The sequence below is a fragment of the Mesorhizobium sp. M7A.F.Ca.CA.001.04.2.1 genome, from assembly GCF_003998485.1.
Taxonomy (GTDB): Bacteria; Pseudomonadota; Alphaproteobacteria; order Rhizobiales; family Rhizobiaceae; genus Mesorhizobium; species Mesorhizobium ciceri.
The window spans coordinates 1-24,760 of record NZ_RZQT01000068.1 but is presented as its reverse complement, the minus strand read 5'-3'; the positions used below and the strand labels follow the sequence as shown (position 1 = coordinate 24,760).

Sequence of the window (24,760 nt, the reverse complement as noted above, 5' to 3'; positions counted from 1 at the left end):
GTCCTAAATTGTACCCTTTTGGCACGCGATTGATATGTATTGACTCATCTATCGGTGCAATATAGAAAATTGTCACCATGACAAATTGGCTTCCAGATCTCACTGCCGGCTCCGGCCCGCTGTATCAGCGGCTGGCGGATTCCATCGAGACGGACATCGATCGGGGCGTGATCGATGCCGGCGCAAAGTTGCCGCCGCAGCGCGACCTCGCCTACGACATCGGCACCACCGTCGGCACGGTCGGCCGGGCCTATCAATTGCTGCGCGAGCGTGGGCTGGTGAGCGGCGAGGTCGGGCGTGGAACCTATGTGCTCGGCCAGCGCGCGAAGCCGGATTTTCCGGCTCCGGACGTCGGCGGCGAAGGCACGCGCTATATCGATGCGCCTAAAGGCAAGCTGCGTTTCGACAGCACCGCAGCACCTGATATCGGCCAGGGCGACATTGTCGCCGGTGTCCTGTCGCGCACGGCGCAGGACCATCCGCATGAGATTTCGAGCTACACTAGGGATTTCCCCGAACGATGGTACGAAGCCGGCGCCCGCTGGTTGGCGCGCAATTCCTTTCGCCCGGATGCCGACACCATCGTTCCCACGCTCGGCACCCATGCGGCGGTGATGGCGGCGATCGCGGCGCTCACCATGCCTGGCGACTATGTCGCCTTCGAGCACCTCACCTACTCGCAGGTTTCCCGCAGTGCCGGCTTGATCGGCAGGCGCACCGCGTTGGTGGCATCGGACGATGAAGGGATCGATCCGCAGGATTTCGAGCGCGTCTGCGCGCAAAAGCATCCCAAGATGATCTTCCTGATGCCGACGGCGCAGAATCCGACGCTGGCCACCTTGTCGGCGGCGCGCCGCGAAGCGATCGCCCATGTCGCACGCGAATACAATGTCGTCCTCATCGAGGACGACCTCTATGGCAATCTGACCGATGATCCGACGCCGTTGCTGGCCGAATATGCTCCTGAGAGGACCATTGTCGCGGGCGGCCTGTCGAAGTCGGTCGCAGCCGGTGTGCGCGGCGGCTGGCTTTCCTGCCCGCCCGCCTACCGCCACCGCATCCGCGTCGCCCACAAGATGATGACCGGCGGCATGCCCTTCCTGCTGGCGGAGGTGAATACAAGGCTGGTGCTGTCCGGTCAGGCGGATGAGATACGAAAGCGCAGCATCGCCGAAATCAGCGCCCGCATCGCCATCGTACGCGAGACTTTGGCCGGCTTCGCCTTCAAGTCGCATGACAGGGTGCCCTTTGTCTGGCTGACCCTGCCCGACCCCTGGCTTTCCGGCACCTTCAAGAACGCTTGCCTGGAGCACGGCGTGCTGATCGACGACGAGGACGAATTCAAGGCCGGCCGTTCCGAGCAGGTTTTCCATGGCGTCCGCTTCGGCGTTTCGCAGCCGAGACAGCGCGGGGATATCGCTGAAGGCGTTGCGGTGATCCGGCGACTTCTCGATGAAGGCCGCGCCGGCTACGACAGCTTCTCCTGACACTGCGTGGCTTTGTCCGGTTTTCCGTCGTTTTTCGTCAATCCATGGGTGTATCGGCCGCAAGGCTTGCGATAAGACGGGACTCAAAATCCCAACGTCCCGGATAAAAATCGCCGCCCATGACCATTTCCAATTCCGTGCCGATCACCCCCGAGCTCATTGCCTCACACGGGCTCAAGCCCGACGAGTATCAGCGCATTCTCGACCTCGTCGGGCGCGAGCCGAGCTTCACCGAACTCGGCATCTTCTCGGCGATGTGGAATGAGCACTGCTCCTACAAATCCTCGAAGAAATGGCTGCGCACGCTGCCGACCACCGGACCTCAGGTCATCCAGGGGCCGGGCGAGAATGCTGGCGTGGTCGACATCGGCGATGGCGACTGCGTCGTCTTCAAGATGGAGAGTCACAACCACCCATCCTACATCGAGCCCTACCAGGGTGCGGCGACCGGCGTCGGCGGCATATTGCGCGACGTCTTCACCATGGGCGCGCGGCCGATCGCGGCGATGAATGCGCTGCGTTTTGGTGCGCCCGACCATCCCAAGACCAGGCACCTCGTTTCAGGCGTGGTTTCCGGCGTCGGCGGCTATGGCAACGCGTTCGGCGTGCCGACGGTCGGCGGCGAGGTCAATTTCGATGCCCGCTACAATGGCAACATCCTGGTCAACGCCTTTGCAGCGGGCCTTGCCAAGGCCGATGCGATCTTCCTGTCCGAAGCAAAGGGAGTCGGCCTGCCGGTCGTCTATCTCGGCGCCAAGACCGGCCGCGACGGCGTCGGCGGCGCCACCATGGCTTCGGCCGAATTCGACGACAAGATCGATGAGAAGCGTCCGACAGTGCAGGTCGGCGATCCCTTCACCGAAAAGTGCCTGCTGGAAGCCAGCCTCGAACTGATGGCCTCGGGCGCCGTCATCGCCATCCAGGACATGGGTGCGGCCGGCCTCACCTGCTCGGCGGTCGAAATGGGCGCCAAGGGCGACCTCGGCATCGAGCTCGATCTCGACAAGGTGCCGGTGCGCGAAGAGCGCATGAGCGCCTACGAAATGATGCTTTCGGAAAGCCAGGAGCGCATGCTGATGGTGCTGCGTCCGGAAAAGGAAAAGGAAGCCGAGGCGATCTTCCACAAATGGGGGCTCGACTTCGCCATCGTCGGCAAGACCACCGACGATCTGCGCTTCCGCGTGCTGCACCAGGGCGACGAGGTTGCCAACCTGCCGATCAAGGATCTTGGCGACAAGGCTCCGGAATATGACCGGCCGTGGACCGAACCGAAGAAGCCGGCGCCGCTGGCCGCCAATGACGTTCCGCAGGCCGATGTTGCCGATGCGCTGCTGAAGCTGCTCGGCGGTCCCGACCTGTCTTCGCGCCGCTGGGTCTGGGAGCAGTATGACACGCTGATCCAGGGCAATTCGCTGCAGCTTCCAGGCGGCGATGCCGGCGTGGTGCGGGTCGAAGGCCATGCGACCAAGGCGCTCGCCTTCTCGTCCGACGTGACGCCGCGCTATTGCGAGGCCGACCCTTACGAGGGCGGCAAGCAGGCGGTGGCCGAATGCTGGCGCAACTTGACCGCCACCGGCGCTCTGCCGCTGGCCGCAACCGACAACCTCAATTTCGGCAACCCGGAACGGCCCGAGATCATGGGCCAGCTGGTCGGTGCCGTGAAGGGCATCGGCGACGCCTGTCGTGCGCTCGAATTCCCGATCGTCTCCGGCAATGTCTCGCTTTACAACGAGACCAACGGCCAGGGCATCCTGCCAACCCCGACCATCGGCGGCGTCGGCCTGATCGCCGATTGGTCGAAGATGGTGCGGGCCGGCTTTGCGGCCGAGGGCCAAATGATCCTGCTGGTCGGCGCGCCGGCGTCCTGGGGAACGCATCTCGGGCAATCGGTCTATTTCAGGGACATACACGGCCGCACGGATGGACCGCCGCCGCCGGTCGACCTCGAGCATGAAAAGCGCGTCGGCGACCATGTCCGCGCGCTCATCGCCTCCGGCATCGTCACGGCGGCGCATGACGTTTCCGATGGCGGTATCGCGGTGGCTTTAGCCGAAATGGTGATGGCGTCCGGCATCGGCGCCACCGTTCCCGGCCTTGTCGGCACCGACCCGATCCCGGTCTGGTTCGGCGAGGATCAGGGCCGTTATCTGCTGACGCTGTCGATCGACCCGCATGGTGACGAATGGGACGCCATTCGCAAGCAGCAGGGCGAGCTTGGCATCTTCGCGCCGTGGATCGGCTCCACAGGCGGCAGCGCGCTGAAGCTTGGCGACGCCAGGGCAATCCCGGTCAGCGAACTCTCCTCGGCTCACGAAGGCTGGTTCCCGCGCTTCATGGATCAGGCTAGTTGACCACACTGGCTGCCCGGGCGCTGCTTGCAGTCGTTTTCTGGCCGTCGCTGTTCTTCTTCTGGTTCCTGGGACCGTTCGTCTTTTTCCTGCTGTCGACAACCTCGAGCGAGGTTTGTATGCGGCTGGAAACACGTGCGGAGTTCCTTGCCGCGGCGAACGGCGCCGTCCCGATGCTGGCGCTGCAGAACCTCCTCTACGCGGTCCCGATCATCTGCCTGGTGCTCTGGGGCCGCCTTTTCCCGGATCCGGCACGGGCAAGGCACATCGTCACCTGCGTCAAGCTTTTCGCCGGCACGGTGGTCGTGGGCGCGTTGTGGGAGTACGGCTCGTCGCTCATCTGCGACGGCCATGGCCAAGGGTTCTTCTCGCCGGCTTGGCAAATGACGAGCTATCTCCCCATTGTCAGCCTGCTGCTCAACGCGCCGCTCTATGTGCTTGCCTTCAGCCTTGGCCGCGCTTTCTCGACACGCGAGGACGTTGCCGAGGATGAAGCAAGCCCACCGGCCTAGTCTTTCTCTGAAGCCGTGTGGCCGTTGGCGGGACAGAACGGCTTCAATCCGGACCGGAAAGGCTTTAGGCTCACCCGACTCTCATCTTATGGCCGGCTACCGGCCGCTCGAAACAGGATTTTGCCATGGCAATGGATGCCCACGACATCGAAAAACTGATCAAGGACGGCATTCCGGACGCCAAGGTGACGATTCGCGATCTCGCCGGCGACGGCGACCACTATGCGGCCGAGGTGGTGGCCGAGAGCTTTCGCGGCAAGAGCCGCGTCCAGCAGCACCAGATGGTCTATGACGCGCTGAAGGGCAATATGGGCGGCGTGTTGCACGCACTGGCGCTGCAGACCAGCGTTCCCGACTGACCTTAGCGCTTGGCCCAACACGGCTCATCCTTTGCGCCATTTCAGCCACGGCGCGGCTAACGTCTTGTTTCGAGCAATCGTTGGGTTTATTTGAAGGGTATGTTTCGAGCCTGACTCCCACAGGCGGGAAAGGATATTCCATGAGCGGCATCAACGACTACATCGACAATGAAGTGAAGGGCAACGACGTCGTCCTTTTCATGAAGGGCACACCTGGTTTCCCGCAATGCGGATTTTCCGGCCAGGTCGTCCAGATCCTCGACTATATCGGCGCCGACTACAAAGGCGTGAACGTCCTGGACTCGGCTGAACTGCGCCAGGGCATCAAGGAATACTCCAACTGGCCGACGATCCCTCAACTCTACGTCAAGGGAGAATTCGTCGGCGGTTGCGACATCGTGCGCGAGATGTTCCAGGCGGGCGAGTTGCAGACGTTCCTCGTCGAGAAGGGCGTCAGCGTCAAAGGCGCCGCCTGATTTCTGTTTTGTGCATGCCCGAAATCGACGTTGATTTTCGGGCATCGAGCACCAGGCACCGGGGCAACCTCACCTCGGCAATTTTCATGTCCTGACCCCAGGACCAGGACGAGCCAATGCGCCGGCCCGCCGGCGCATTTTCGTTTGAAAGATCGGACTTGCCGTGGACCAGCCAAGACCAGCGCCGCAATCGGCAAGCAAACTGCCCATTCCGCGCTGGGAGTTCATCGCTCTGTGCGCGGCACTGATGGCGCTGAACTCGCTGGCCATCGATATCATGCTGCCGGCTCTGCAGCAGATCGGCGCCTCGCTCGGCGTCGAAAATGAAAACCACCGGCAGTACGTCATAACGGCCTACATTCTGGGCTTCGGTGGCGGGCAGCTGTTCTTCGGGCCGATCTCGGATCGCTTCGGACGTCGCGCACCACTGGTCGCCGGGCTGGTGATTTATGTCGCCGCGGCTGCGGCCGCCGCCGTTGCACCAAGCTTTGAAACACTTCTGCTGTGCCGGGCCGTGCAAGGCATCGGTGCAGCCGCCACTCGTGTCATCGCGGTCTCGATCGTGCGCGATACGTTCGACGGCCGGCGCATGGCCGAGGTGATGTCGCTGATCTTCATGGTGTTCATGGCGATACCGGTCATTGCTCCCGGCATCGGCCAATTTATCATGCTGTTTGCGACCTGGCATTGGATCTTCGTCACCATGGCCGTCGGTGCGCTGCTCGTCTCGGCCTGGTCGCTGCTGCGCCTTCCTGAAACGCTGCATCCCGAACATCGCCGGCCGCTGACGCTCAACTCCATTGTCGGCGGGTTTCGTATCGTTCTCACCAACCGCATTGCGATCTGCTATGCCTTCGCCAGCACCTTCATTTTCGGCGCCATGTTTGGCTTCATCGCTTCGGCGCAGCAGATCTATGTCGACATTTTCAAAGTCGGCGAGATGTTCCCGGTCATCTTTGCCGGGGTTGCGGGCGTGCTCGCCTTCTCCAACTTTCTGAACTCGCGCCTTGTCGGCCGCATCGGCATGCGCCGCCTGTCGCAGAGTGCGTTGCTGCTGTTCCTGGTCATCAGCCTTGCCTGGCTGGTGATTTCGCTGGAGATGAAGATGCCGCTCTGGCTGTTCATCACCTTCTTTGCCTGCGCCATGCTTCCATTCGGTGCGCTCGGCGCGAACTTCAACGCGCTGGCCATGGAGCCGCTCGGCCAACTGGCCGGCACGGCTTCGTCGATCCTCGGTTTCATGCAGACGTTTCTCGGCGGCATTCTCGGTACGCTGATCGGCCAGGCCTTCAACGGCACGGTGACGCCGCTGGCCGCCGGCTTCTGCAGCGTCTCGGTCGCCGCGCTGCTGATGATCTTCATCGCCGAACGCGGCAAGATGTTCCAGCCACAGAACCCGCCCGTTTCAGGGCACATCACCGACTTGCATTAGGACGCACCTTCAAGGGCTGCCGTGAACCGAGGGGCAAGCATGCGCCCCGCAATTGCTTCGCCCATGCTGTCCGAAAAGTGCAATGGCAGAGCGTCATCGAGTGCCCTGAGGATGGATGCCACGAAGGCCCGGCTGCGCTGGGCATCGGTTCCCAGATCGGAATATGTGGCGCGAGGTTTGCCGATCAGCGTGCCGTTGCGGCGAAGCGAGAACCGCAGCGTGAGGGACATGCCCGCGGTTCCGGGTGGCGGCTTCCAGCAGGCATAGATCGCGTCCGACATCTCCTTTATCGTGTCGACGGGATCGGTACTGCGACAGCTGCGCTCTTGCGACCTTGCTTCCAGGGAACTGGCGAACAGACCGGCGGCAAGAGTCACCGCGACAAATGCAAACCGAGGTTTCATTCGAGAGCCTCCGGATTTGCGCGAGATTGTACTGCTTTCGGCTAATGCAGCAATCGATCCTACTGCGCCCAGAGCTCGCGGCGCAATTCGTGCCAGCTTTCCTTGTCCGGTGCGACAAGCAGGCCACCGCCGAGATGCGAGGGCAGATAGGCGCTGCCGTCGAAGCGCGCCGCATGGCCGCCGGCCTCGGCATGGATCAGCACGCCGGCCAGGTGGTCCCACGGCATCAGCTTGTTGTAGACGACGAAGTGGGCATGGCCGCTCGCCAGCAGGCGATATTCGTGCGCGGCGCAGCGATAGGCGAACTGCGACAGGATCTTGGTCTGGTTGCGCGCCAGCCGTGTCCGTTCCGGCTCGGCCATATATTGCCAGGAGACAGAGCCGGTCATCTCCGAGATCGGCGCGGGTACCGCTACATGCACCTTCTCGATGCTGCCATGCGCATGCCGGATATGGCTGCCGGCGCCCCTGGCGCCAATCAGCCAGTCCTTGCCGACGGGATCGTGGATGATGCCGGCGACGGTCTCGCCCTTGACCACGACCGCCAGCATGACGCCGAACAGCGGCACGCCGGAGGCGAAATTGAAAGTACCGTCGACCGGGTCGATGACGAAGGCCAGATCGGCATCGCCCAACCCGTTTAAAAGCGCTGGATTGTCGGAACAGGCCTCCTCGCCGACGACCATCGCTGAGGGATACCGCTCGCGCAGCCGCGCGGTGATCAGCCGCTCGGCATTGACGTCGGCTTCGGTCACCAGGTCGGCGGCCGACGTCTTCTGCCTGACATCGCCATCGCCCAACCGGCGAAAGCGCGGCATGATCTCGGCAAGTGCCGCCTCGGCCAGAATGCCGGCCAGCCAGTCGATCGCGGTGTCGTCAAATGTCATCGGCTTGCCTTGTGGTGAGGGTCTCGTTGAGGGCAGCGAAATCGAACAGCTTTCTGTCGAGCAGATGCGATGGCCTGCTGTTCGACAGCGCGCGCAGCATCGTATCCTTGCGGCCCGGCATGCGCTTTTCCAGGTCCTCGAGCATCGCCTTCATGGCGTTGCGCTGAAGACCTTCCTGGCTGCCGCAGAGATCGCAGGGAATGATCGGGAATCGCATGGCGGCAGCGAATTTTTCCAGATCGACCTCGGCGCAATAGCTCAATGGCCGCAGCACCATAACGTCGCCTTCGTCATTGAGCAGTTTTGGCGGCATGGCGGCGAGACGCCCGCCATGGAAGAGGTTCATGAAGAAGGTCTCGAGAATGTCCTCGCGATGGTGGCCGAGCACCAGCGCCGAGCACCCCTCCTCACGTGCAATGCGGTAGAGATGGCCGCGCCTGAGACGCGAGCAGAGCGAGCAATAGGTGCTGCCCGCCGGCAGCTTGTCGGTGACGACGGAATAGGTGTCCTGATATTCGATCCGGTACGCAATGCCGTGGCTGTCGAGATAGTCCGGCAGGATATGTTTGGGGAAATTCGGTTGGCCCTGGTCGAGATTGCAGGCCAGAAGATCGACCGGCAAGAGCCCGCGCCATTTGAGGTCGAGCAGCACCGCGAGCAGGCCGTAGGAATCCTTGCCGCCCGACAGGGCTACGAGCCAGCGCTGGCCGGGCTTGACCATCGAGAAATCCTCGATCGCCTGCCGGGTCAGCCGCAGCAGCCGCTTGCGCAGTTTGTTGAACTCGACCGAGGACGGCACGTCGGCGAACAGCGGATGGAAACCGCCTTCGCTGTCGGCGACCGGTTCGAGCGTTTCAATGTCTGGAAGCATGTTCATGGCATGTCGCTTTCAGTGGCCCAGAGCGCCGGATTAGCGGACATGACCGACAAAGAAAAGGCCGCCTCGACGGGCGGCCTTCGCAGGATGTCGCAGAACGCGCTCGTTTAGCGCGAATAGAATTCGACGACCAGGTTCGGTTCCATCTGCACGGCGAACGGAACATCCGCCAGGCCGGGGATGCGCGAGAAGGTCGCGACCATCTTGTTGTGATCGGCTTCGATGTAGTCCGGCACGTCGCGCTCGGCGAGACCGACCGCTTCCAGAACGATGACCAGCTGCTTGGACTTTTCGCGGATTTCGACGACATCGCCCGGCTTGCAGCGGTACGAGCCGATGTTGACGCGCTTGCCGTTGACGTTGACGTGGCCGTGGTTGACGAACTGACGGGCGGCGAAAATGGTCGGCACGAACTTGGCGCGGTAGACGACCGCGTCGAGACGCGACTCGAGCAGGCCGATCAAGTTCTCCGAGGTGTCGCCCTTGCGGCGGTCAGCCTCTTCATAGACCTTGCGGAACTGCTTTTCCGAAACGTCGCCATAGTGCCCCTTCAGCTTCTGCTTGGCGCGCAGCTGCAGGCCGAAATCGGAAAGCTTGCCCTTGCGGCGCTGGCCATGCTGGCCGGGGCCGTATTCACGCTTGTTGACCGGGGACTTCGGGCGGCCCCAGATGTTTTCGCCGAGACGGCGGTCGATCTTGTACTTCGCGGATTCGCGCTTGCTCATCGCATTCCCTTTTCAAAACAACACACCCCGGAACCTCATGGTCCGGGTGAAGGAAACGCGCCCTCCTCTGGCCTCCGTTTTCGAGACCTGACAGGGTTTTCCCACGCAACGCGGCGGAAAACCCACGGGACACGTCAGTTCAAACAAGATAGTAGAATTGGATTTCCACGCATCTTGCGCACATAAAGAAAACCACCGGGCATTGCGGCCCGGTGTTGGCGCGCTGATTAAACGGAGATTTAACCGGTGTCAAGCTTGTGGCTGGCGTAGGCCATGGCGACGATATAGCGTCTCTGGGTTGAGTACAGTGCCGGATGTGGCGGGAGGTTGCGCCAGCGGCATCAGGAAGGGACCGGAGCAGAGGAGCTACATTCGCATGAAGAAATTCTTCCTTACCCTGACAGGAGCCGCTGTGTTGGCGGGATCCATGGCGGTCATGACACCGGAGCCGGCTGAGGCCAGGCATTGGCAAGGGCACCGGCACCACCAGGCTTGCCGCATCGTGATCAAGAAGAAAATTATCTGGCGGCACGGCCACAAGAAGGTCATCCGCTACAAGATCAAGCAGTGCAGAGGGCGCTGGTAGGCTGCAATCCGGTCTCAGGCGGCCGACATCACTTCAAAGCCCGCGGTTTGGCCGCGGGCGTTTGATTCCGGCTCGTGTTCTTCGGCGTTTCCCTTGAACGGCGGACCGCACTCTAGCCTTTCGACTTCTTCTCCGGCAGGCCCTTGCGCTTCGTCTCGGCGAATTCCTCGAGCTGCTTTTCGCTCATCGATTCGTACATTCCCTTGGAAGCGCCCTGGAGTTCGCTCTTCTTGGTCTCGCCGCGCTTGGCCGACAGAGCCGCGCCGGCGGCTTTCTGCTGGGCTTTCGAGGTGGCTGGCATGGCTCTTTCTCCCGTTGGCATCAGGAGAAAACGCAACGACTGCCGTGATGTTCCGCTTCGCAATCACGACATCGCCAACCCGAACCCCTGCATCAGGCGGCGGGTGGGGAAATCGGCTCTTTTCGATGTGAAGACGGCAAGGTCGGGCCCTTCAGGCAACATCTCGCCACGACCGCTCGGATCGATGTCGGCGAGAAGCGACAGCGCCCGGCGCGCGATCGCTTCGGCGGGGTCGAGCCAGTCGACCGGCCAAGGCGCCGTCTTGCGCATACGATTGGCCAGAAAGGGGTAGTGTGTGCAGGCGAGCACGACGATATCCGTACGCAGCGCATCACGTTCGACGAAGCATGGCGCGATCTCGGCGCGCACGGCCTCCTCATCGACGAAGCCCTCACGCATGTAGATCTCAGCCAGTCCCGCCAGCCTGTCGCTGCCGACCAGGCGGACATGGCATTTCTGCGCCCATTTGCTGATCAGGTCGCGCGTGTACTGGCGCTTGACGGTGCCAGGCGTCGCCAGCACCGAAACCAGCCCTGAGCGCGTGCGTTCCGCCGCCGGCTTGATCGCAGGCACCATGCCGACAAAAGGATGCTCGGGAAATCTGTCGCGCAGCGCGTCGATCACCAACGTCGAGGCGGTGTTGCAGGCGATGACCGAAATGGCCGGCGCAAACCGCTCAAGCAGTTTGCCGAACAATTCAAGGATATGCACCCTCAGCGCCGGCTCTTCCCAGGCGCCATAGGGAAACGCAGCGTCGTCGGCGACATAGATGAAGCGGCGGTCGGGCATCAGCACGCGCGCCTCGCGCAGTACGGTGAGCCCGCCGATGCCCGAATCGAACATCAGGATCGTCCGCTCAGTCATTGTCGGTTCCTTTTCCGCCAAGCGGCGGTATGTCATCGTCCTTGCCGGCGCCGGCAAGGCGCGCCGCTTCCGCCTTGCGGGCCCGCGCGGCGGCCGCGGGCAAGCGTCGTGGATCATCGCCAGGGGACCCGTCGCCGCGCGGCATCGCCGGCGAAAACCTGTCGAGCGACGAGATGATGCCGCGCAGCACCTTCAGCTCCGGTTCGGCAAAACCGGCGCGCGTCAGCACCGCACGCAGATTGTCGATCATTTTCGGCTTCTTCGGTGCCGGCCGGAAATAGCCGCGCGCTTCCAGTGCGCCTTCGAGATAGGCGAACAGGCCGTGCAATTCCTCCTTGCTTGCCGGCTTCATGTCCGGGCCGGAAAAATTGGTCTTGGTCTCGTCTTCCAGGCCGGACTTCATCCATTCGTAGGACATCAGAAGCGCGGCCTGGGCGATGTTGAGCGACGAGAAATCGGGATCGACCGGGAACGTGACGATCTCGTCGGCAAGGCCGACCTCGTCATTGTAGAGGCCGAAGCGCTCGCGGCCGAACAGGATGCCGGTGCGCTGGCCCATTGCGTGACGGGTCCGAAGCATCCTGCCCGCCTCCACCGGCCCGCGCACGGATTTGAAGCCGTCGCGCTGCCTGGCCGTGGTGGCGAAGACGAAGTTCAGGTCGGCGAGCGCCGAGGCCAGATCGTCAAAGACGGTGACGGCGTCGATGACATGATCGGCGCGGCTCGCCGCCGCACGTGCCTTCTCGCTCGGCCAACCGTCACGCGGATTGACGAGGCGCAGCTCCGACAGACCGAAATTGGCCATGGCGCGCGCGACCATGCCGATGTTCTCGCCAAGCTGAGGCTCGACGAGGATGATCGCCGGGCCGGCGACTGCAATGCTATCAGGATCTTTGGTGACGGGCATGATTGTCAATGAACTGCTGTTTGCGGCATTTCAGCGTCCCCTGCCATATTCGGCCGGGAAAATGAAGCATTCGCAAATGACGACGGCTCTGGCCTCCAATTCGTGACCGATCGCCGTTTGCGTGGCCAAAAGCGCTTTGATATACGGGCGACATCTCCCGGCCCAACGCCACGCGGGCAAGGCCGTCCCACATCCCAGCAACGAGGCATTCTTTCCATGGCGAAGATCAAGGTGGCGAACCCGGTCGTCGAACTCGACGGCGACGAGATGACCCGCATCATCTGGCAGTTCATCAAGGACAAGCTGATCCACCCTTATCTCGACCTCAAGCTGGAATATTACGACCTCGGCATCGAGCATCGCGACGCCACCAACGACCAGGTGACCATCGATTCGGCCAACGCCATCAAGAAATACGGCGTCGGCGTGAAATGCGCGACGATCACGCCTGACGAGCAGCGCGTCGAGGAGTTCAAGCTGAAGAAGATGTGGAAGTCGCCGAACGGCACCATCCGCAACATCCTCGGCGGCACCATCTTCCGCGAGCCGATCATCATGAAGAACGTGCCGCGCCTGGTGCCCGGCTGGACCAAGCCGATCATCGTCGGCCGTCATGCTTTCGGCGACCAGTACCGCGCCACCGATTTCCGCTTCCCCGGCAAGGGCAAGCTGACCATCAAGTTCGTCGGCGAGGACGGCCAGGTGATCGAGCACGATGTATACGACGCGCCCGGCGCCGGTGTCGCCATGGCCATGTACAATCTCGACGAGTCCATCCGCGAGTTCGCCCGCGCCTCGCTGAACTACGGCCTGCTGCGCAACTACCCGGTCTATCTGTCGACCAAGAACACCATCCTCAAGGCCTATGACGGCCGCTTCAAGGATATCTTCCAGGAGGTCTACGAGGCTGAATTCGAGGCCGAGTTCAAGTCGAAGAAGCTGTGGTACGAGCACCGCCTGATCGACGACATGGTGGCCTCCGCCCTGAAATGGTCGGGCGGCTATGTCTGGGCCTGCAAGAACTATGATGGTGACGTGCAGTCCGACACGGTCGCGCAAGGTTTCGGCTCACTCGGCCTGATGACCTCGGTGCTGATGACGCCGGACGGCAAGACCGTGGAAGCGGAAGCCGCGCACGGCACCGTCACCCGCCACTACCGCCAGCATCAGAAGGGCGAGGAAACCTCGACCAATTCGATCGCCTCGATCTTCGCCTGGACGCGTGGCCTCACCCATCGCGCCAAGCTCGACGACAATGCCGAGTTGAAGCGCTTTGCCGAGACGCTGGAAAAAGTCTGCATCCAGACGGTCGAGTCCGGCTTCATGACCAAGGACCTGTCGCTGCTGATCGGCCCCGACCAGCCTTGGCTGTCGACCACCGGTTTCCTCGACAAGATCGACGAGAACCTGCAGAAGGCGATGGCCTGATAAGTAAGCAAGATGGGCAAGCCCATCGTCTACGGGGCGGACTATAGCGTCTATGTGCGCATCGTCCGCCTCGTGCTTGAGGAAAAAGGCATCGACTACGAGCTTGTGCCAGTCGATGTCTTTGCCGCCGACGGGATTCCCGCCTGGTATTTCGAACATCATCCGTTCGGCCGCATCCCGGCCTTCGAGCATGACGGATTCCGGCTGTTCGAGACGAGCGCGATTGCCAGATATGTTGACGAGGCGTTCGACGGGCCAGCGCTGCAAGCGACGGAGCCTCGTGGCCGCGCAACCATGAACCAGATCATCGGCATGCTCGATGCCTATGCCTACAGATCGATGGTCTGGGATGTTGCCGTCGAGCGGCTGGAGAAGGCTCAGCCGGATGAGGCGTTGATCGCCGGCGGCCTTGCTCAGGCGAGCAAAGCGCTTCGGACGCTGTCCGCGCTGAAAGCGCCGGGACCGTGGCTGCTGGGCGACCAGCTGACGCTGGCCGACCTGCATGCCGCACCGATCATCGGCTATTTCGTCAAGGTCGCCGAGGGGCAAAATCTGCTGGCCGAGTTCCCTGATATCCGGGACTGGTATGCGCGCATTGCGGCTCGGCCGAGCTTCGTGCAGACTGAAAAAATCGGCTGATAAGAGACGTCCGCTGTCCCTCCAACCGTTGCTTTAAATTCAGTCCACTCGCCTACGCCGCTTCGAGTGCCGCCCTTACCGCAGCAATCGCATCATCGGCCTTGGAAGCGTCGGGGCCGCCAGCCTGGGCCATGTCGGGCCGCCCGCCGCCGCCCTGCCCGCCGAGCGCCGCCGAGGCCACTCGGACAAGGTCGACGGCGCTGAAGCGGCCGACGAGGTCGTCGGTGACGGCGACGACGACGCTGGCCTTGTTGTCCTCACCGGAGCCGACGAAGACGACGACGCCGGAGCCGAGCGACGTCTTGCCGGCATCGGCCAGCGGCTTCAGGTCCTTCGGTGAGACACCTGAGACCGTCTTGCCGAGAAAGCCGACACCGGCCACCGTCTCATTGGCGGCTGGAGCATCGGCAGACGATCCGCCGCCCAATGCCAGCTTCTTGCGCGCTTCGGTCAGTTCCTTTTCGAGCTTCTTGCGCTCTTCGAGCAGCGTCTCGACGCGCGCCGGTACATCGGCCGGCGAAATCTTCAACACGGCTGCCGTCGCCTTCAAACGCCTGTCCTGCTCGTCGAGATGTTTGCGCGCGGCTTCGCCCGTCAATGCCTCGATGCGGCGCACGCCGGCGGCGACCGCGCTGTCCGATACGACACGCACGAGGCCGATATCGCCGGTCGCCCGGACATGGGTGCCACCGCAGAGCTCGACCGAATAGGGCCGGTTCGCCTTGGCGCCGTGCAGGCCGGTGCCCATCGACACGACGCGCACTTCGTCGCCGTACTTTTCGCCAAACAGCGCCATGGCGCCCTCGGCGATGGCATCGTCGACCGACATCAGGCGCGTGGTCACCGGGCCGTTCTGGACGACGATCTCGTTGGCCATGCGCTCGACCTCTTCGAGGTCTTCGGCCGAAATCGGCTTGTTGTGCGAGATGTCAAAGCGCAGGCGCTCGGGCGCGACCAGCGAGCCCTTCTGTGCGACATGGCTGCCCAGCACTTCGCGCAGCGCCTCATGGATCAGATGCGTCGCGGAATGGTTGGCGCGCAGCCTCGAGCGCCTTGCATGATCGACCTTCAGCTCGACAGCCGCGCCCGTCTTGACGGTGCCGCTGGCCACCTTGCCGATATGCACGAACAGCCCGTCGGCCTTCTTCTGCGTATCCGAAACCTCGATCGAGAACCCCTCGCCGGAGATGACGCCGGTGTCGCCCATCTGGCCGCCGGACTCGGCATAGAACGGCGTCTGGTTGACGACGATCGCCACCGCGTCGCCCTTGCCGGCGCCGTCGACAGCCTTGCCGTCCCGGACAAGCGCCTGGATGATGCCTTCCGCAGCTTCAGTCTCATAGCCGAGGAACTCGGTGGCGCCGGCCTTCTCGCGCACCGAGAACCAGATGGTCTCGGTGGCGGCGTCGCCGGACCCGGCCCAATGCTTGCGCGCCTCGGCCTTCTGCTGCTCCATCGCGTTGGTGAAGCCGGCAATATCGACCGAGATGCTGCGCTGGCGCAGTGCGTCCTGCGTCAGGTCGAGCGGGAAGCCATAGGTGTCGTAGAGCTTGAAGGCCGTCTCGCCATCCAGCATGTCGCCGGCATGCAGCGTTTCGGTCGCCTCGGAAAGCAGGCCGAGGCCGCGCACCAGCGTCTTGCGAAACCTGGTCTCCTCGAGCTTCAGCGTCTCGGTGATCAATTGTTCGCCGCGCAGCAGTTCCGGATAGGCCTGGCCCATTTCGCGCACCAGCGCCGGCACCAGCTTCCACATCAGCGGTTCGTTGGCACCGAGCAGCTGTGCATGGCGCATGGCGCGGCGCATGATGCGGCGCAGGACGTAGCCCCTGCCTTCGTTCGAGGGCAGCACGCCATCGGCGACCAGGAAGGAGGACGAGCGCAGATGATCGGCAATGACCCGGTAGGAGGCGACCGTCTCCTTGTCGGGACCATGCCCGATCGCGGACGAGGCCGCGTCGATCAGGTGACGGAACAGATCGGTCTCGAAGACGCTTTCCACCCCTTGCAGGATGGACGCCATGCGCTCCAGGCCCATGCCGGTGTCGATCGAGGGGCGCGGCAGGTCGATGCGCTCCTCCTTCGTCACCTGTTCATACTGCATGAACACCAGGTTCCAGAATTCCAGGAAACGGTCGCCATCCTCCTCCGGGCTGCCGGGAGGGCCGCCCCAGATGTGCTCGCCGCGGTCGATGAAGATCTCCGAGCACGGCCCGCAGGGTCCGGTGTCGCCCATCGCCCAGAAATTGTCCGAGGTCGCGATGCGAATGATGCGGTCGTCGGAAAAACCGGCGATCTTCTTCCAGAAGCCGGCCGCCTCGTCATCCGTGTGATAGACGGTGACCAGCAGCTTGTCCTTGCTCAGCCCGAATTCCCTGGTGATCAAGTTCCAGGCAAGCTCGATGGCGCGCTCCTTGAAATAGTCGCCGAAGGAGAAGTTGCCGAGCATCTCGAAGAAGGTCAGATGACGCGCGGTGTAGCCGACATTGTCGAGATCGTTGTGCTTGCCGCCGGCGCGAACGCTCTTCTGGGCGGTCGAGGCGCGCGAATAGGGCCGCTTCTCCAGGCCGGTGAAGACGTTCTTGAACTGTACCATGCCGGCGTTGGTGAACATCAGCGTCGGGTCGTTGCGCGGCACCAGCGGACTCGACGCGACGATCTCGTGACCCTCCTTGCGGAAGTAGTCGAGAAATGTCGACCGGATTTCGTTCACGCCACTCATGAATGCTGCCTTTTCGGAAGGGCCGCCGGCAAACCGGCGGAAATGGGCTCTGCGTTTTAGAAGATTAGGACTTGGCCTTTTAGCCGCCGCGCTTCACCCTGTCCAGAAACACGGAATTGGTCCAATCCACGGCCTTTGCCGGCCGTTCGAACCGGCCTGTTTTCGCCGCCGAAACGCAAAACCGCCGGCACTGGGCCGGCGGTTTCAAAACGCATTAACGCGGAACTCGATTACTTAAGCCCGAGATAATAGAATGCGATTATGGCCGAACTCCGGCCGACCTCGCGAGTTGTCACATCGCGCCGGATTCCTCCTCGAACCCGTCGTCGCCACCTTCGGAGCCGCCATTCTCAAGGAACTTTTCGGCGATCAGCCCGGCATTCTGTCGGAGCGCCAGCTCGATCTCGCGTGCGGTGTCGGGATTGTCGCGCAGGAACAGTTTGGCATTCTCGCGGCCTTGGCCGAGACGCTGCGAATTGTAGGAGAACCAGGCGCCCGACTTCTCGACCACGCCGGCCTTGACGCCGAGATCGACCAGTTCGCCGGTCTTGGACACGCCTTCACCATACATGATGTCGAACTCGACCACCTTGAAGGGCGGCGCCAGCTTGTTCTTGACCACCTTGACGCGGGTCTGGTTGCCGACGACTTCGTCGCGGTCCTTGACCGAGCCGATGCGGCGGATGTCGAGGCGCACCGATGCGTAGAATTTCAGCGCGTTGCCGCCGGTCGTCGTCTCGGGCGAACCGAACATGACGCCGATCTTCATGCGGATCTGGTTGATGAAGATGACCATGGTGTTGGAGCGCGAGATCGAGGCGGTCAGCTTGCGCAGCGCCTGGCTCATCAGGCGGGCCTGCAGGCCGGGCAGCGAATCACCCATCTCGCCTTCGATTTCGGCACGTGGCGTCAGCGCCGCGACCGAATCGACCACCAGCACGTCGATGGCGCCGGAGCGCACCAGCGTGTCGCAGATTTCCAGCGCCTGCTCACCGGTGTCGGGCTGCGAAATCAGCAGGTTTTCGAGATCGACGCCAAGCTTGCGGGCATAGACCGGGTCAAGCGCGTGCTCGGCATCGACGAAGGCGCAGATGCCGCCCTTCTTCTGGGCTTCGGCCACGGTGTGCAGGGCCAGCGTCGTCTTGCCCGAGCTTTCCGGCCCGTAGATCTCGATGATGCGGCCGCGCGGCAGGCCACCGACGCCAAGCGCGATGTCGAGGCCAAGCGAGCCGGTCGGCACCGTTTCGATCTCGACGACCTGCTCGTTGGCGCCGAGCCGCATGATCGAGCCCTTGCCGAAAGCCCGCTCGATCTGCGACAGCGCCGCATCCAGAGCCTTTGATTTGTCCACTGCCTTGTCCTCTACCAGCCGCAAAGAATTCTGAGCCATGATACATCACCCCTTGGTCGTCAATGAAGGCCGGACAATCCGTAATCCCTGCCTATTTGTACCTTTTTTGTTCTCATTTGGCAAGAGGGATCAAATATCTGAAAAACAAGCATTATCCGGATTTGTTCTTTTTTTGTCCAAGGATTCGATCAGGAATGCACCGCACGTTGGGCCAGACGGCTCGGTTGTTTCGACCTGCCGAATCGCCGCCTTGCATGCGAAGCTCGGTCGCACAGCCTAGCGCTTGTGCGGCTGGAATAACAAAGGTCATATCGCCGGCATGCTGAAATCCGCGAAAATACTGGCCGTAGGCGGCGCCCATATCGACCGGCGCGGCCAGGTGTCCGGCGCCTACGTGCCCGCCGCCTCCAATCCGGGCACAATGCGCGAGGATGTCGGCGGCGGCGTCTTCAACGCCTTGCGCAGTGCCGTGCGGCGCGGCGTCTCCGCGTCGCTGATGTCGGTTCGCGGCGGCGATGCCGCTGCCGACACCGTTTCGCGAGCCATTGCCGGGGCAGGCATTACCGACCTGTCGGCGGTCTTCCTCGACCGCACGACGCCGAGCTACACGGCGCTGATCGACAGCGAAGGCGAGCTGATCGTCGGCTTTGCCGACATGGCGCTCTATGATTTGGCGTTTCCCAAGCAGATCAGGCGCTCCAGGGTGCGGGAGGTGATCGCCGCCGCAGATGCCGTCTTCTGCGACGCCAATCTTCCGACGACGGCGCTGGAACGGCTGGTCGCGCTCGCCGCGGGCAAGCCGGTTTTCGCGATTGCCATTTCGCCGGCCAAGGTGGTGCGGTTGCTACCGGTGCTGAAGGAGCTTTCGCTGGTCTTCATGAACCGGCGCGAGGCCATGGCGCTGGCCGGCGTCGCCGCGAATGCCACGGAGCGCGAGGTGGTCGACGGGTTGCGATGCAGCGGCCTCGTCAGCGGCGTGGTGACGGCAGGCGGCGGGCCCATGCTGGGCTTCGATGAAGCCGGCGCCTTCTCTATCCTGCCGCCGCCACCAAGAAAGGTCGCCGACGTCACCGGCGCCGGCGATGCGCTGGCGGGCGCAACGGTCGCAGCCTTGCTGCGAGGACTGCCGCTGCGGGCAGCTCTGCGCGAAGGCATTGCCGGGGCGACGCTTGCCATCGAAAGCGCCGCCGCCGTTCCGGAGTTCACCGCGGCGAGCTTCGCGGAAGCGTTGGTCCTTGTGCCGGATGCCAGGGAAGTGGCATGAGACCGGCGAATTCATAGTGCCGCGATGTTGCCGAGCGTCCGACGGACGCGCCGCATTCCGGATAGGAGACCTTGATGACCCCTGAGACCGCCCGCCCCTTCATCGACATCCACGCGCCGGTGGCGCAGGCCCTGGCCGACGGCCGGCCGGTGGTGGCGCTGGAAAGCACCATCATCACCCATGGCATGCCCTACCCCGACAACGGCGCCATGGCGGCCGATGTCGAAAAGATCATCAGCGATGGCGGCGCCGTGCCGGCGACGATCGCCGTGGTTGGCGGCCGCATCAAGATCGGGCTTTCTGACGGCGAGCGCGAATCGCTGGCGATGACGGGCGACGCCATGAAGCTGTCGCGCGCCGATCTCGGTTTTGCCGTGGCGCAAGGGCGCACCGGCGGCACCACGGTCGCCGCCACGATGATCGCGGCGCATATTGTCGGCATAAAAGTGTTTGCCACCGGCGGCATCGGCGGCGTGCACAAGGGCGCCGAAAAGAGCTTTGACATTTCCGCCGATCTCGACGAGCTGGCGCGCACCCCGGTGATTGTCGTCTCGGCCGGCGCCAAGGCGATCCTCGACATCGAAAAGACGCTGGAAGTGCTGGAGACGCGCGGCGTGCCGGTGATCGGCCATGGCTGCGAGACGATGCCGGCCTTCTGGTCCAGGCAATCGCCGTTCCGCGCGCCGCTGACCTTGCACGAGCCGGAAGAGATCGCGCATTTCTACCAGACGAGGGCAGCACTTGGGCTTGCTGGCGGCATGCTGATTGCCAATCCTGTGCCGGAAAACCAGGAAATCCCGGCTGCGGAGATGGCGGGCTATATCGACGCCGCGCAGAAGGCCGCCGAGGCACAACATGTCACCGGCAAGGCGGTGACGCCATTCCTGCTGGGAAAGATCCTCGAACTGACCGGCGGCAGGAGCCTGAAGACCAACATCGCGCTGGTGGAAAACAATGCACGGCTGGCGGCGAGGATAGCCAGGGCATTGTAGGGCACGGCCTCCAAGGTCGGCGGGACAGAGGGGGTGCTGTCCCTCCGCTGTGCCAAGGCTGGCGTCACTTCCCCGCCCTTCGCCCCGCCTCATACGCCCGGCGTGCCCAGACCGTCATCTCGTCGGGATCATCAAAAGCGCTGTCGGGAACGCTCCAATAGGGCATGGCGACCAGCTTGCCGTGGCGCGAGCCGGTATAGGTCCATTGCGTGCAGCCGGCGGCCTCGAACTCGGGGGCGCTTTGCTCGTCGGCTTTCAACAGCAATTCGCCGCGCAGCACGATGGCGACGATGACGCCGTCGAAATAGATGCCCTTGCCGCCGAACAGTTTGCGGATGCTGACAGGGCCGAGACCCTCGAACAGTTCGGCGATGCGTTCATTGTCCATGCCGCGATCATGTCACCGGCATCTGGCCTTGTCATCGCCGCAACCAAAATCATGCTGACAGGTTGAGAGAGGTATCGGAGTTTTCCCGCCATGCCGCTTCTGCTGAAAGGGTCCTGTCGCTGCAATGCCGTGCGTTTCGAGGTGGAAAGCCACACGCCGGCGCCGTTCATGCTGTGCTACTGCTCCATCTGCCGCAAGCAGCAGGGCGGCGGCGGGTTTGCCATCAATCTCGGTGCCGACAACGAGACACTGAACATCAGGGGCAAGCGCAGCCTCGGCGTCTTTCGGGCGGAGATCGAGGACGACGAGCATCCGCATTGCGAAATCTCAACCGGCGAGCGCAATTTCTGCAAGAAATGCGGCTCAGCCCTTTGGCTCTACGATCCGACATGGCCGGAACTGGTGCACCCCTTCGCCTCAGCGATCGACAGCGATTTACCCATTCCGCCGAGCCGAGTGCACCTGATGCTGAAATACAAAGCGAACTGGGTGGAGCCGGTGGTTGGCAAGCATGACAAGGTCTTCGACGTCTATCCCGAGGAATCGATCGCCGACTGGCACAAGCGGACGGGCATGTGGGTGGAGTGAGTTTCTTCGCCCCGTTTACGGGGAGGTGAGGAGTGATCCGCGCAGCGAACGAAAAGCCAATTGCTTGGATTTTCTAACGACGTACGCCGGCAGGCTGGGCGGAGCTAACTCTGGAAAGGCTGGCGCTGCCCCTCATCCGTCACTTCGTGACACTTTCTCCGCGTAAACGGGGCGAAGGAAAAAATCAGGCCGAAGCGCGGGCCTCTGCCAGCGCCTTCAGGTCGGCCGGCTTCAATTCGACGGATTCGCCGCAGCCGCAGGCCGAACTCTGGTTCGGGTTGTGGAAGGTGAAGCCGGTGCGCAGCGTCGTCTGCTCGAAATCCATCTCGGTGCCGAACAGGAAAAGGGCTGCTTCCGGCGCGACATAGACATGGGCGCCGTCGCGCTCGATATGGTCGTCCTTGGTGTTGGGTTCGGTCACCAGATCGACCGTGTATTCCATGCCGGCGCAGCCGCCCTTCTTGATGCCGAGGCGGATGCCATGCGCGTTGTCGCGGGTGGCGACGATCTCGCGCACCCGGTCGGCGGCCTTTTCGGTCATGGTGATGACGGCGAAGCGTCCCATTCTTTTTCCTTCCATTCCATGCAGGTTCAAGGCCTGCCGAATGATTCCTCACCTAAAATGGTGAAGTTTTACCCCTGGCGCAAGTGTGCCAGGCTCGACGCTAGTACCAGCCCACCGCCACCTGCGCCTCTTCCGACATGCGGTCGGCCGACCAGGGCGGGTCGAAGGTCATGTTGACCTCGACGCCGGACACGCCTTCGACGGCGCCGACGGCATTTTCGACCCAGCCGGGCATTTCGCCGGCGACAGGGCAGCCGGGAGCGGTCAGCGTCATATCGATCTTGACCGAGCGATTGTCCTCGATGTCGATCTTGTAGATGAGGCCGAGCTCGTAGATATCGGCCGGGATTTCCGGATCGTAGACCGTCTTCAGCGCCGATACGATGTCGTCGGTCAACCGCGCCAGTTCGTCGGCTGGGATGGCCGATCCCGAAACCAGCGCATTGGGCGCGGTTTCCGGAGTGGTCTCGGCAGCGATGCTTGCATCATCCATGGTCGTCACCCAAAAAAGTCGTCATCCGAAGAATTTGCGCGCTTTTTCAAGCGCCTCGGCCAAAGCGTCGACTTCGGCCCTGGTATTATACATGCCGAACGATGCCCTGCATGTGGAGGTTACGCCGAAACGTTTCAACAGCGGCTGGGCGCAATGGGTGCCCGCGCGGACTGCAACGCCCTGCCTGTCTATCACCATCGACACGTCGTGCGCATGAATGCCTTGCAGTTCGAACGAGATGATGGCGCCCTTGCCGGGCGCATCGCCGAAGATGCGCAGCGAATTGATGGCGCGCAGCCGCTCATGCGCATAATTCTTAAGGTCTTCCTCATGCGCGGCGATGCGCTCGCGGCCGATCGTTTCCATATAGTCGAGCGCGGCACCCAGTCCGATCGCCTGCACGATCGGCGGCGTGCCGGCTTCGAAACGATGCGGCGGCTCGTTGTAGGTGACGATGTCTTCCGTCACCTCCTCGATCATCTCGCCACCGCCCATGAAGGGGCGCATGCCCTGGAGAATGTCCTTCTTGCCGTAGAGCACGCCGATGCCCGAAGGGCCATAAACCTTGTGCCCGGTGAAGACGAAGAAGTCGCAGTCGAGATCCTGCACATCGATCGGCATATGCACGGCGCTCTGGCTGCCGTCGACGAGGACGGGAATTCCACGCGCATGCGCGATGCGCACGATTTCCTTGATCGGCGTCACCGTGCCCAGCGCATTCGACATCTGCGTGACGGCGACCAGTTTGGTGCGGTCGGTCAGCCGTTTTTCGAATTCCTCGATGTGGAAGACGCCGAGATCGTCGACCGGCACCCAGACCAGCTTGGCGCCCTGCCGCTCGCGGATAAAATGCCAGGGAACGATGTTGGAGTGGTGCTCCATGATCGACAGCACGATCTCGTCGCCCTCGCCGATGTTGGGCATGCCATAGCCATAGGCCACGGTGTTGATGGCCGAGGTCGTGTTCGAGGTGAAGATGATGTTGTCGGTGCTTGGCGCGTTGAGGAAACGGCGTACCGTTTCGCGCGCCTTTTCGTAGGCGTCGGTCGCGGCATTGGACAGGAAATGCAGGCCACGATGGACGTTGGCATATTCCTGGCTGTAGGCGTGCTGGACAGCATCGAGCACCACCTGCGGCTTCTGTGCCGAGGCGCCATTGTCGAGATAGACCAGCGGCTTCCCGTAGACTTCCCGCGACAGGATCGGGAAATCGCGGCGGATCGCTTCGACGTCGTAGGGAATGTTTTCGAGTTTCTGGTCCATTTCAAAGTCCTTGCCGGCCAAGGCCGAGATCCTTCCAACACCCCTCATCCGACCGAGCTTCGCTCGGCCACCTTCTCCCACAAGGGGAGAAGGTCTAGCGCTTTACCTTCTCCCCTTGTGGGAGAAGGTGGATTGGCGCGTAGCGCCAAGACGGATGAGGGGTGGCTTTGCCGGACCCCATCCAATTAGCCGTGTGCCACGAACCAGCCGTCGAGCCGCGCTTCCAGCGCCTCGACGATCGCCTCGTCGTCCAGTTCCTCGATCACCTCCGCGACGAAGGCCTTCACGAGCAACCCCCGCGCGCTTTTCTCGTCGACGCCACGCGCCATCAGGTAGAACAGATGGTCGTGGTCGATTTCGGTGACCGTCGCGCCGTGGCCGCAAATCACGTCGTCGGCGAAGATTTCCAGCTCCGGCTTGGTCGAGAATTCGCCGTCGTCCGACAGCAACAGCGTGTTGCAAGCCATCTTGGCGTTGGTCTTCTGCGCATATTGATGGACGTTGATGCGGCCCTGGAAGACGCCGCGCGCCTTGCCCGTCACCACGTTGCGGATGATCTCCGTCGAGGTCGTGTGCGGCACCGCATGGTCGAGAACCATGGTCACGTCGGTGTGGGTGTCGCCGGCCAGGAGATTGATGCCGCGAAGCTTGAAATCGGCGCCCTCGCCAGTCGTCCTGACCATGATCTCCTGGCGCACGAGCTTGCCGCCGGCGTTCATGACGAACAGTGTCAGTTTCGCGTTCTTGCCGATATGGGCCTTGAACTGCGCCAGATGCGTCGCCGTTTCCGGCTGCTCCTGGACAATCAGCCACGTCACCTCGGCGCCCTCGTCGAGCACGATCTGGCTGACCGAACTGCCCAAGGCAGCGCCGTCACCCGTCTGCCGTTCGACGATAACGGCCTT

General features: G+C 62.7%; 26 protein-coding genes. 12 read left to right on the top strand and 14 right to left on the bottom strand.

The genetic code is table 11. The annotated features are described in order from the left end of the window. Nucleotides 1-77 precede the first annotated feature (77 nt). The 6 genes from EN955_RS21095 to EN955_RS21070 all read left to right on the top strand — a co-directional run bounded on the left by EN955_RS21095 (nucleotide 78) and on the right by EN955_RS21070 (nucleotide 6,614). Nucleotides 78-1,487, top strand: coding sequence for a PLP-dependent aminotransferase family protein (locus EN955_RS21095; protein WP_013532134.1), 1,410 nt, complete (start codon nucleotides 78-80; stop codon nucleotides 1,485-1,487). Nucleotides 1,488-1,606: 119 nt separating this feature from the next. After that, nucleotides 1,607-3,838 carry a phosphoribosylformylglycinamidine synthase subunit PurL gene (gene purL, locus EN955_RS21090; RefSeq protein WP_024504560.1) on the top strand — a complete coding sequence of 744 codons (2,232 nt, stop codon included), beginning with the start codon at nucleotides 1,607-1,609 and terminating at the stop codon, nucleotides 3,836-3,838. Next, nucleotides 3,835-4,347: a hypothetical protein gene (locus EN955_RS21085; RefSeq protein WP_024504561.1), complete on the top strand. Its 513-nt coding sequence runs from the start codon at nucleotides 3,835-3,837 to the stop codon at nucleotides 4,345-4,347. The genes purL and EN955_RS21085 overlap by 4 nt, the downstream gene beginning before the upstream one ends. Nucleotides 4,348-4,472: 125 nt before the next feature. After that, nucleotides 4,473-4,706: a BolA family transcriptional regulator gene (locus EN955_RS21080; RefSeq protein WP_010909092.1), complete on the top strand. Its 234-nt coding sequence runs from the start codon at nucleotides 4,473-4,475 to the stop codon at nucleotides 4,704-4,706. A gap of 140 nt (nucleotides 4,707-4,846) precedes the next feature. Then, nucleotides 4,847-5,182: a Grx4 family monothiol glutaredoxin gene (gene grxD / locus EN955_RS21075; protein WP_013532137.1), complete on the top strand. Its 336-nt coding sequence runs from the start codon at nucleotides 4,847-4,849 to the stop codon at nucleotides 5,180-5,182. Nucleotides 5,183-5,345: 163 nt separating this feature from the next. Continuing rightward, on the top strand, nucleotides 5,346-6,614 hold the full coding sequence (locus EN955_RS21070) for a multidrug effflux MFS transporter (protein ID WP_013532138.1): 1,269 nt from the start codon (nucleotides 5,346-5,348) through the stop codon (nucleotides 6,612-6,614). Here the strand turns inward: EN955_RS21070 and EN955_RS21065 are convergent. The 4 genes from EN955_RS21065 to rpsD all read right to left on the bottom strand — a co-directional run bounded on the left by EN955_RS21065 (nucleotide 6,611) and on the right by rpsD (nucleotide 9,507). Then, nucleotides 6,611-7,018 carry a hypothetical protein gene (locus tag EN955_RS21065; RefSeq protein ID WP_024504562.1) on the bottom strand — a complete coding sequence of 136 codons (408 nt, stop codon included), beginning with the start codon at nucleotides 7,016-7,018 and terminating at the stop codon, nucleotides 6,611-6,613. The genes EN955_RS21070 and EN955_RS21065 overlap by 4 nt on opposite strands. A 59-nt stretch (nucleotides 7,019-7,077) precedes the next feature. Continuing rightward, nucleotides 7,078-7,905: an inositol monophosphatase family protein gene (locus EN955_RS21060; protein WP_013532140.1), complete on the bottom strand. Its 828-nt coding sequence runs from the start codon at nucleotides 7,903-7,905 to the stop codon at nucleotides 7,078-7,080. Further along, nucleotides 7,895-8,782, bottom strand: a complete 888-nt coding sequence (gene ttcA / locus EN955_RS21055; RefSeq protein ID WP_024504563.1) for a tRNA 2-thiocytidine(32) synthetase TtcA — start codon at nucleotides 8,780-8,782, stop codon at nucleotides 7,895-7,897. Before ttcA ends, EN955_RS21060 begins: the two co-directional genes overlap by 11 nt. A 107-nt stretch (nucleotides 8,783-8,889) precedes the next feature. Beyond that, nucleotides 8,890-9,507: a 30S ribosomal protein S4 gene (gene rpsD, locus EN955_RS21050; protein ID WP_013532142.1), complete on the bottom strand. Its 618-nt coding sequence runs from the start codon at nucleotides 9,505-9,507 to the stop codon at nucleotides 8,890-8,892. 376 nt (nucleotides 9,508-9,883) lie between these two features. On the opposite strand from rpsD, the gene EN955_RS21045 reads away from it, so the two are divergent. Then, nucleotides 9,884-10,093, top strand: coding sequence for a hypothetical protein (locus EN955_RS21045; RefSeq protein ID WP_013532143.1), 210 nt, complete (start codon nucleotides 9,884-9,886; stop codon nucleotides 10,091-10,093). A gap of 112 nt (nucleotides 10,094-10,205) precedes the next feature. Here the strand turns inward: EN955_RS21045 and EN955_RS21040 are convergent, their stop codons facing one another. From EN955_RS21040 to EN955_RS21030, 3 genes are all read right to left on the bottom strand, one after another. Continuing rightward, complete coding sequence (locus EN955_RS21040; RefSeq protein WP_013532144.1) at nucleotides 10,206-10,394, bottom strand: DUF3008 family protein; 189 nt, start codon at nucleotides 10,392-10,394, stop codon at nucleotides 10,206-10,208. A gap of 63 nt (nucleotides 10,395-10,457) precedes the next feature. Continuing rightward, nucleotides 10,458-11,258: a glutamate racemase gene (gene murI / locus EN955_RS21035; protein WP_127223449.1), complete on the bottom strand. Its 801-nt coding sequence runs from the start codon at nucleotides 11,256-11,258 to the stop codon at nucleotides 10,458-10,460. Next, on the bottom strand, nucleotides 11,251-12,165 hold the full coding sequence (locus tag EN955_RS21030) for an RNA methyltransferase (RefSeq protein WP_024504565.1): 915 nt from the start codon (nucleotides 12,163-12,165) through the stop codon (nucleotides 11,251-11,253). The genes murI and EN955_RS21030 overlap by 8 nt, the downstream gene beginning before the upstream one ends. Nucleotides 12,166-12,381: 216 nt before the next feature. Between EN955_RS21030 and EN955_RS21025 the strand changes: the two genes are divergently transcribed. Together EN955_RS21025 and EN955_RS21020 are read left to right on the top strand one after the other, a co-directional pair. Next, nucleotides 12,382-13,593, top strand: coding sequence for an NADP-dependent isocitrate dehydrogenase (locus EN955_RS21025; RefSeq protein ID WP_013532148.1), 1,212 nt, complete (start codon nucleotides 12,382-12,384; stop codon nucleotides 13,591-13,593). Nucleotides 13,594-13,605: 12 nt separating this feature from the next. Beyond that, the gene (locus EN955_RS21020) at nucleotides 13,606-14,232 is read left to right on the top strand and encodes a glutathione S-transferase family protein (RefSeq protein ID WP_024504566.1); all 627 of its coding nucleotides are present in this window, start codon (nucleotides 13,606-13,608) and stop codon (nucleotides 14,230-14,232) included. 52 nt (nucleotides 14,233-14,284) lie between these two features. Here EN955_RS21020 and alaS read toward each other — a convergent pair whose 3' ends face one another. Both alaS and recA read right to left on the bottom strand, forming a co-directional pair. Continuing rightward, a complete protein-coding gene (gene alaS / locus EN955_RS21015; protein WP_024504567.1) occupies nucleotides 14,285-16,951 on the bottom strand; it encodes an alanine--tRNA ligase in 2,667 nt (888 codons plus the stop codon). A 292-nt stretch (nucleotides 16,952-17,243) separates the two neighbouring features. After that, a complete protein-coding gene (gene recA, locus EN955_RS21010) occupies nucleotides 17,244-18,341 on the bottom strand; it encodes a recombinase RecA (RefSeq protein ID WP_013532151.1) in 1,098 nt (365 codons plus the stop codon). Between the two features lie 280 nt (nucleotides 18,342-18,621). Here recA and EN955_RS21005 point away from each other — a divergent pair, with 280 nt between their 5' ends. Both EN955_RS21005 and EN955_RS21000 read left to right on the top strand, forming a co-directional pair. Beyond that, nucleotides 18,622-19,566 (top strand): carbohydrate kinase family protein, encoded by a 945-nt coding sequence (locus EN955_RS21005; protein WP_024504568.1) that lies wholly within the window; start codon nucleotides 18,622-18,624, stop codon nucleotides 19,564-19,566. A 74-nt stretch (nucleotides 19,567-19,640) separates the two neighbouring features. Further along, complete coding sequence (locus EN955_RS21000) at nucleotides 19,641-20,558, top strand: pseudouridine-5'-phosphate glycosidase (protein WP_024504569.1); 918 nt, start codon at nucleotides 19,641-19,643, stop codon at nucleotides 20,556-20,558. A gap of 64 nt (nucleotides 20,559-20,622) precedes the next feature. On the opposite strand, the gene EN955_RS20995 is transcribed toward EN955_RS21000, so the two are convergent. Next, entirely contained in the window at nucleotides 20,623-20,946 is a 324-nt protein-coding gene (locus EN955_RS20995; RefSeq protein ID WP_024504570.1) for a TfoX/Sxy family protein, read from the bottom strand. Between the two features lie 90 nt (nucleotides 20,947-21,036). On the opposite strand from EN955_RS20995, the gene EN955_RS20990 reads away from it, so the two are divergent. Continuing rightward, on the top strand, nucleotides 21,037-21,534 hold the full coding sequence (locus EN955_RS20990; RefSeq protein ID WP_024504571.1) for a GFA family protein: 498 nt from the start codon (nucleotides 21,037-21,039) through the stop codon (nucleotides 21,532-21,534). A 184-nt stretch (nucleotides 21,535-21,718) separates the two neighbouring features. On the opposite strand, the gene sufA is transcribed toward EN955_RS20990, so the two are convergent. The 4 genes from sufA to sufD all read right to left on the bottom strand — a co-directional run. Next, nucleotides 21,719-22,099, bottom strand: coding sequence for a Fe-S cluster assembly scaffold SufA (gene sufA, locus EN955_RS20985; RefSeq protein WP_013532156.1), 381 nt, complete (start codon nucleotides 22,097-22,099; stop codon nucleotides 21,719-21,721). 100 nt (nucleotides 22,100-22,199) lie between these two features. After that, nucleotides 22,200-22,592 carry an SUF system Fe-S cluster assembly protein gene (locus EN955_RS20980; protein ID WP_013532157.1) on the bottom strand — a complete coding sequence of 131 codons (393 nt, stop codon included), beginning with the start codon at nucleotides 22,590-22,592 and terminating at the stop codon, nucleotides 22,200-22,202. A 21-nt stretch (nucleotides 22,593-22,613) separates the two neighbouring features. Further along, nucleotides 22,614-23,855, bottom strand: a complete 1,242-nt coding sequence (locus EN955_RS20975) for a cysteine desulfurase (RefSeq protein ID WP_024504572.1) — start codon at nucleotides 23,853-23,855, stop codon at nucleotides 22,614-22,616. A gap of 185 nt (nucleotides 23,856-24,040) precedes the next feature. Continuing rightward, nucleotides 24,041-24,760 (bottom strand): Fe-S cluster assembly protein SufD (sufD, locus tag EN955_RS20970; protein WP_127223448.1); only part of this gene is annotated, 720 nt, incomplete at its 5' end.

Excerpts from the sequence above, each read along its gene's own strand:
- EN955_RS21080 (WP_010909092.1), top strand. The coding sequence starts at position 4,473 with ATGGCAATGGATGCCCACGACATCGAAAAACTGATCAAGGACGGCATT.
- EN955_RS21020 (WP_024504566.1), top strand. The coding sequence starts at position 13,606 with ATGGGCAAGCCCATCGTCTACGGGGCGGACTATAGCGTCTATGTGCGC.
- EN955_RS21045 (WP_013532143.1), top strand. The coding sequence starts at position 9,884 with ATGAAGAAATTCTTCCTTACCCTGACAGGAGCCGCTGTGTTGGCGGGA.
- EN955_RS20995 (WP_024504570.1), bottom strand. The coding sequence starts at position 20,946 with ATGGACAATGAACGCATCGCCGAACTGTTCGAGGGTCTCGGCCCTGTC.
- grxD (WP_013532137.1), top strand. The coding sequence starts at position 4,847 with ATGAGCGGCATCAACGACTACATCGACAATGAAGTGAAGGGCAACGAC.
- ttcA (WP_024504563.1), bottom strand. The coding sequence starts at position 8,782 with ATGAACATGCTTCCAGACATTGAAACGCTCGAACCGGTCGCCGACAGC.
- EN955_RS21000 (WP_024504569.1), top strand. The coding sequence starts at position 19,641 with ATGACCCCTGAGACCGCCCGCCCCTTCATCGACATCCACGCGCCGGTG.
- rpsD (WP_013532142.1), bottom strand. The coding sequence starts at position 9,507 with ATGAGCAAGCGCGAATCCGCGAAGTACAAGATCGACCGCCGTCTCGGC.
- EN955_RS21065 (WP_024504562.1), bottom strand. The coding sequence starts at position 7,018 with ATGAAACCTCGGTTTGCATTTGTCGCGGTGACTCTTGCCGCCGGTCTG.
- EN955_RS21005 (WP_024504568.1), top strand. The coding sequence starts at position 18,622 with ATGCTGAAATCCGCGAAAATACTGGCCGTAGGCGGCGCCCATATCGAC.
- alaS (WP_024504567.1), bottom strand. The coding sequence starts at position 16,951 with ATGAGTGGCGTGAACGAAATCCGGTCGACATTTCTCGACTACTTCCGC.
- EN955_RS21060 (WP_013532140.1), bottom strand. The coding sequence starts at position 7,905 with ATGACATTTGACGACACCGCGATCGACTGGCTGGCCGGCATTCTGGCC.
- murI (WP_127223449.1), bottom strand. The coding sequence starts at position 11,258 with ATGACTGAGCGGACGATCCTGATGTTCGATTCGGGCATCGGCGGGCTC.
- EN955_RS21095 (WP_013532134.1), top strand. The coding sequence starts at position 78 with ATGACAAATTGGCTTCCAGATCTCACTGCCGGCTCCGGCCCGCTGTAT.
- EN955_RS21025 (WP_013532148.1), top strand. The coding sequence starts at position 12,382 with ATGGCGAAGATCAAGGTGGCGAACCCGGTCGTCGAACTCGACGGCGAC.
- sufA (WP_013532156.1), bottom strand. The coding sequence starts at position 22,099 with ATGGGACGCTTCGCCGTCATCACCATGACCGAAAAGGCCGCCGACCGG.
- recA (WP_013532151.1), bottom strand. The coding sequence starts at position 18,341 with ATGGCTCAGAATTCTTTGCGGCTGGTAGAGGACAAGGCAGTGGACAAA.
- purL (WP_024504560.1), top strand. The coding sequence starts at position 1,607 with ATGACCATTTCCAATTCCGTGCCGATCACCCCCGAGCTCATTGCCTCA.
- EN955_RS20980 (WP_013532157.1), bottom strand. The coding sequence starts at position 22,592 with ATGGATGATGCAAGCATCGCTGCCGAGACCACTCCGGAAACCGCGCCC.
- EN955_RS20975 (WP_024504572.1), bottom strand. The coding sequence starts at position 23,855 with ATGGACCAGAAACTCGAAAACATTCCCTACGACGTCGAAGCGATCCGC.
- EN955_RS21030 (WP_024504565.1), bottom strand. The coding sequence starts at position 12,165 with ATGCCCGTCACCAAAGATCCTGATAGCATTGCAGTCGCCGGCCCGGCG.
- EN955_RS21040 (WP_013532144.1), bottom strand. The coding sequence starts at position 10,394 with ATGCCAGCCACCTCGAAAGCCCAGCAGAAAGCCGCCGGCGCGGCTCTG.
- EN955_RS20990 (WP_024504571.1), top strand. The coding sequence starts at position 21,037 with ATGCCGCTTCTGCTGAAAGGGTCCTGTCGCTGCAATGCCGTGCGTTTC.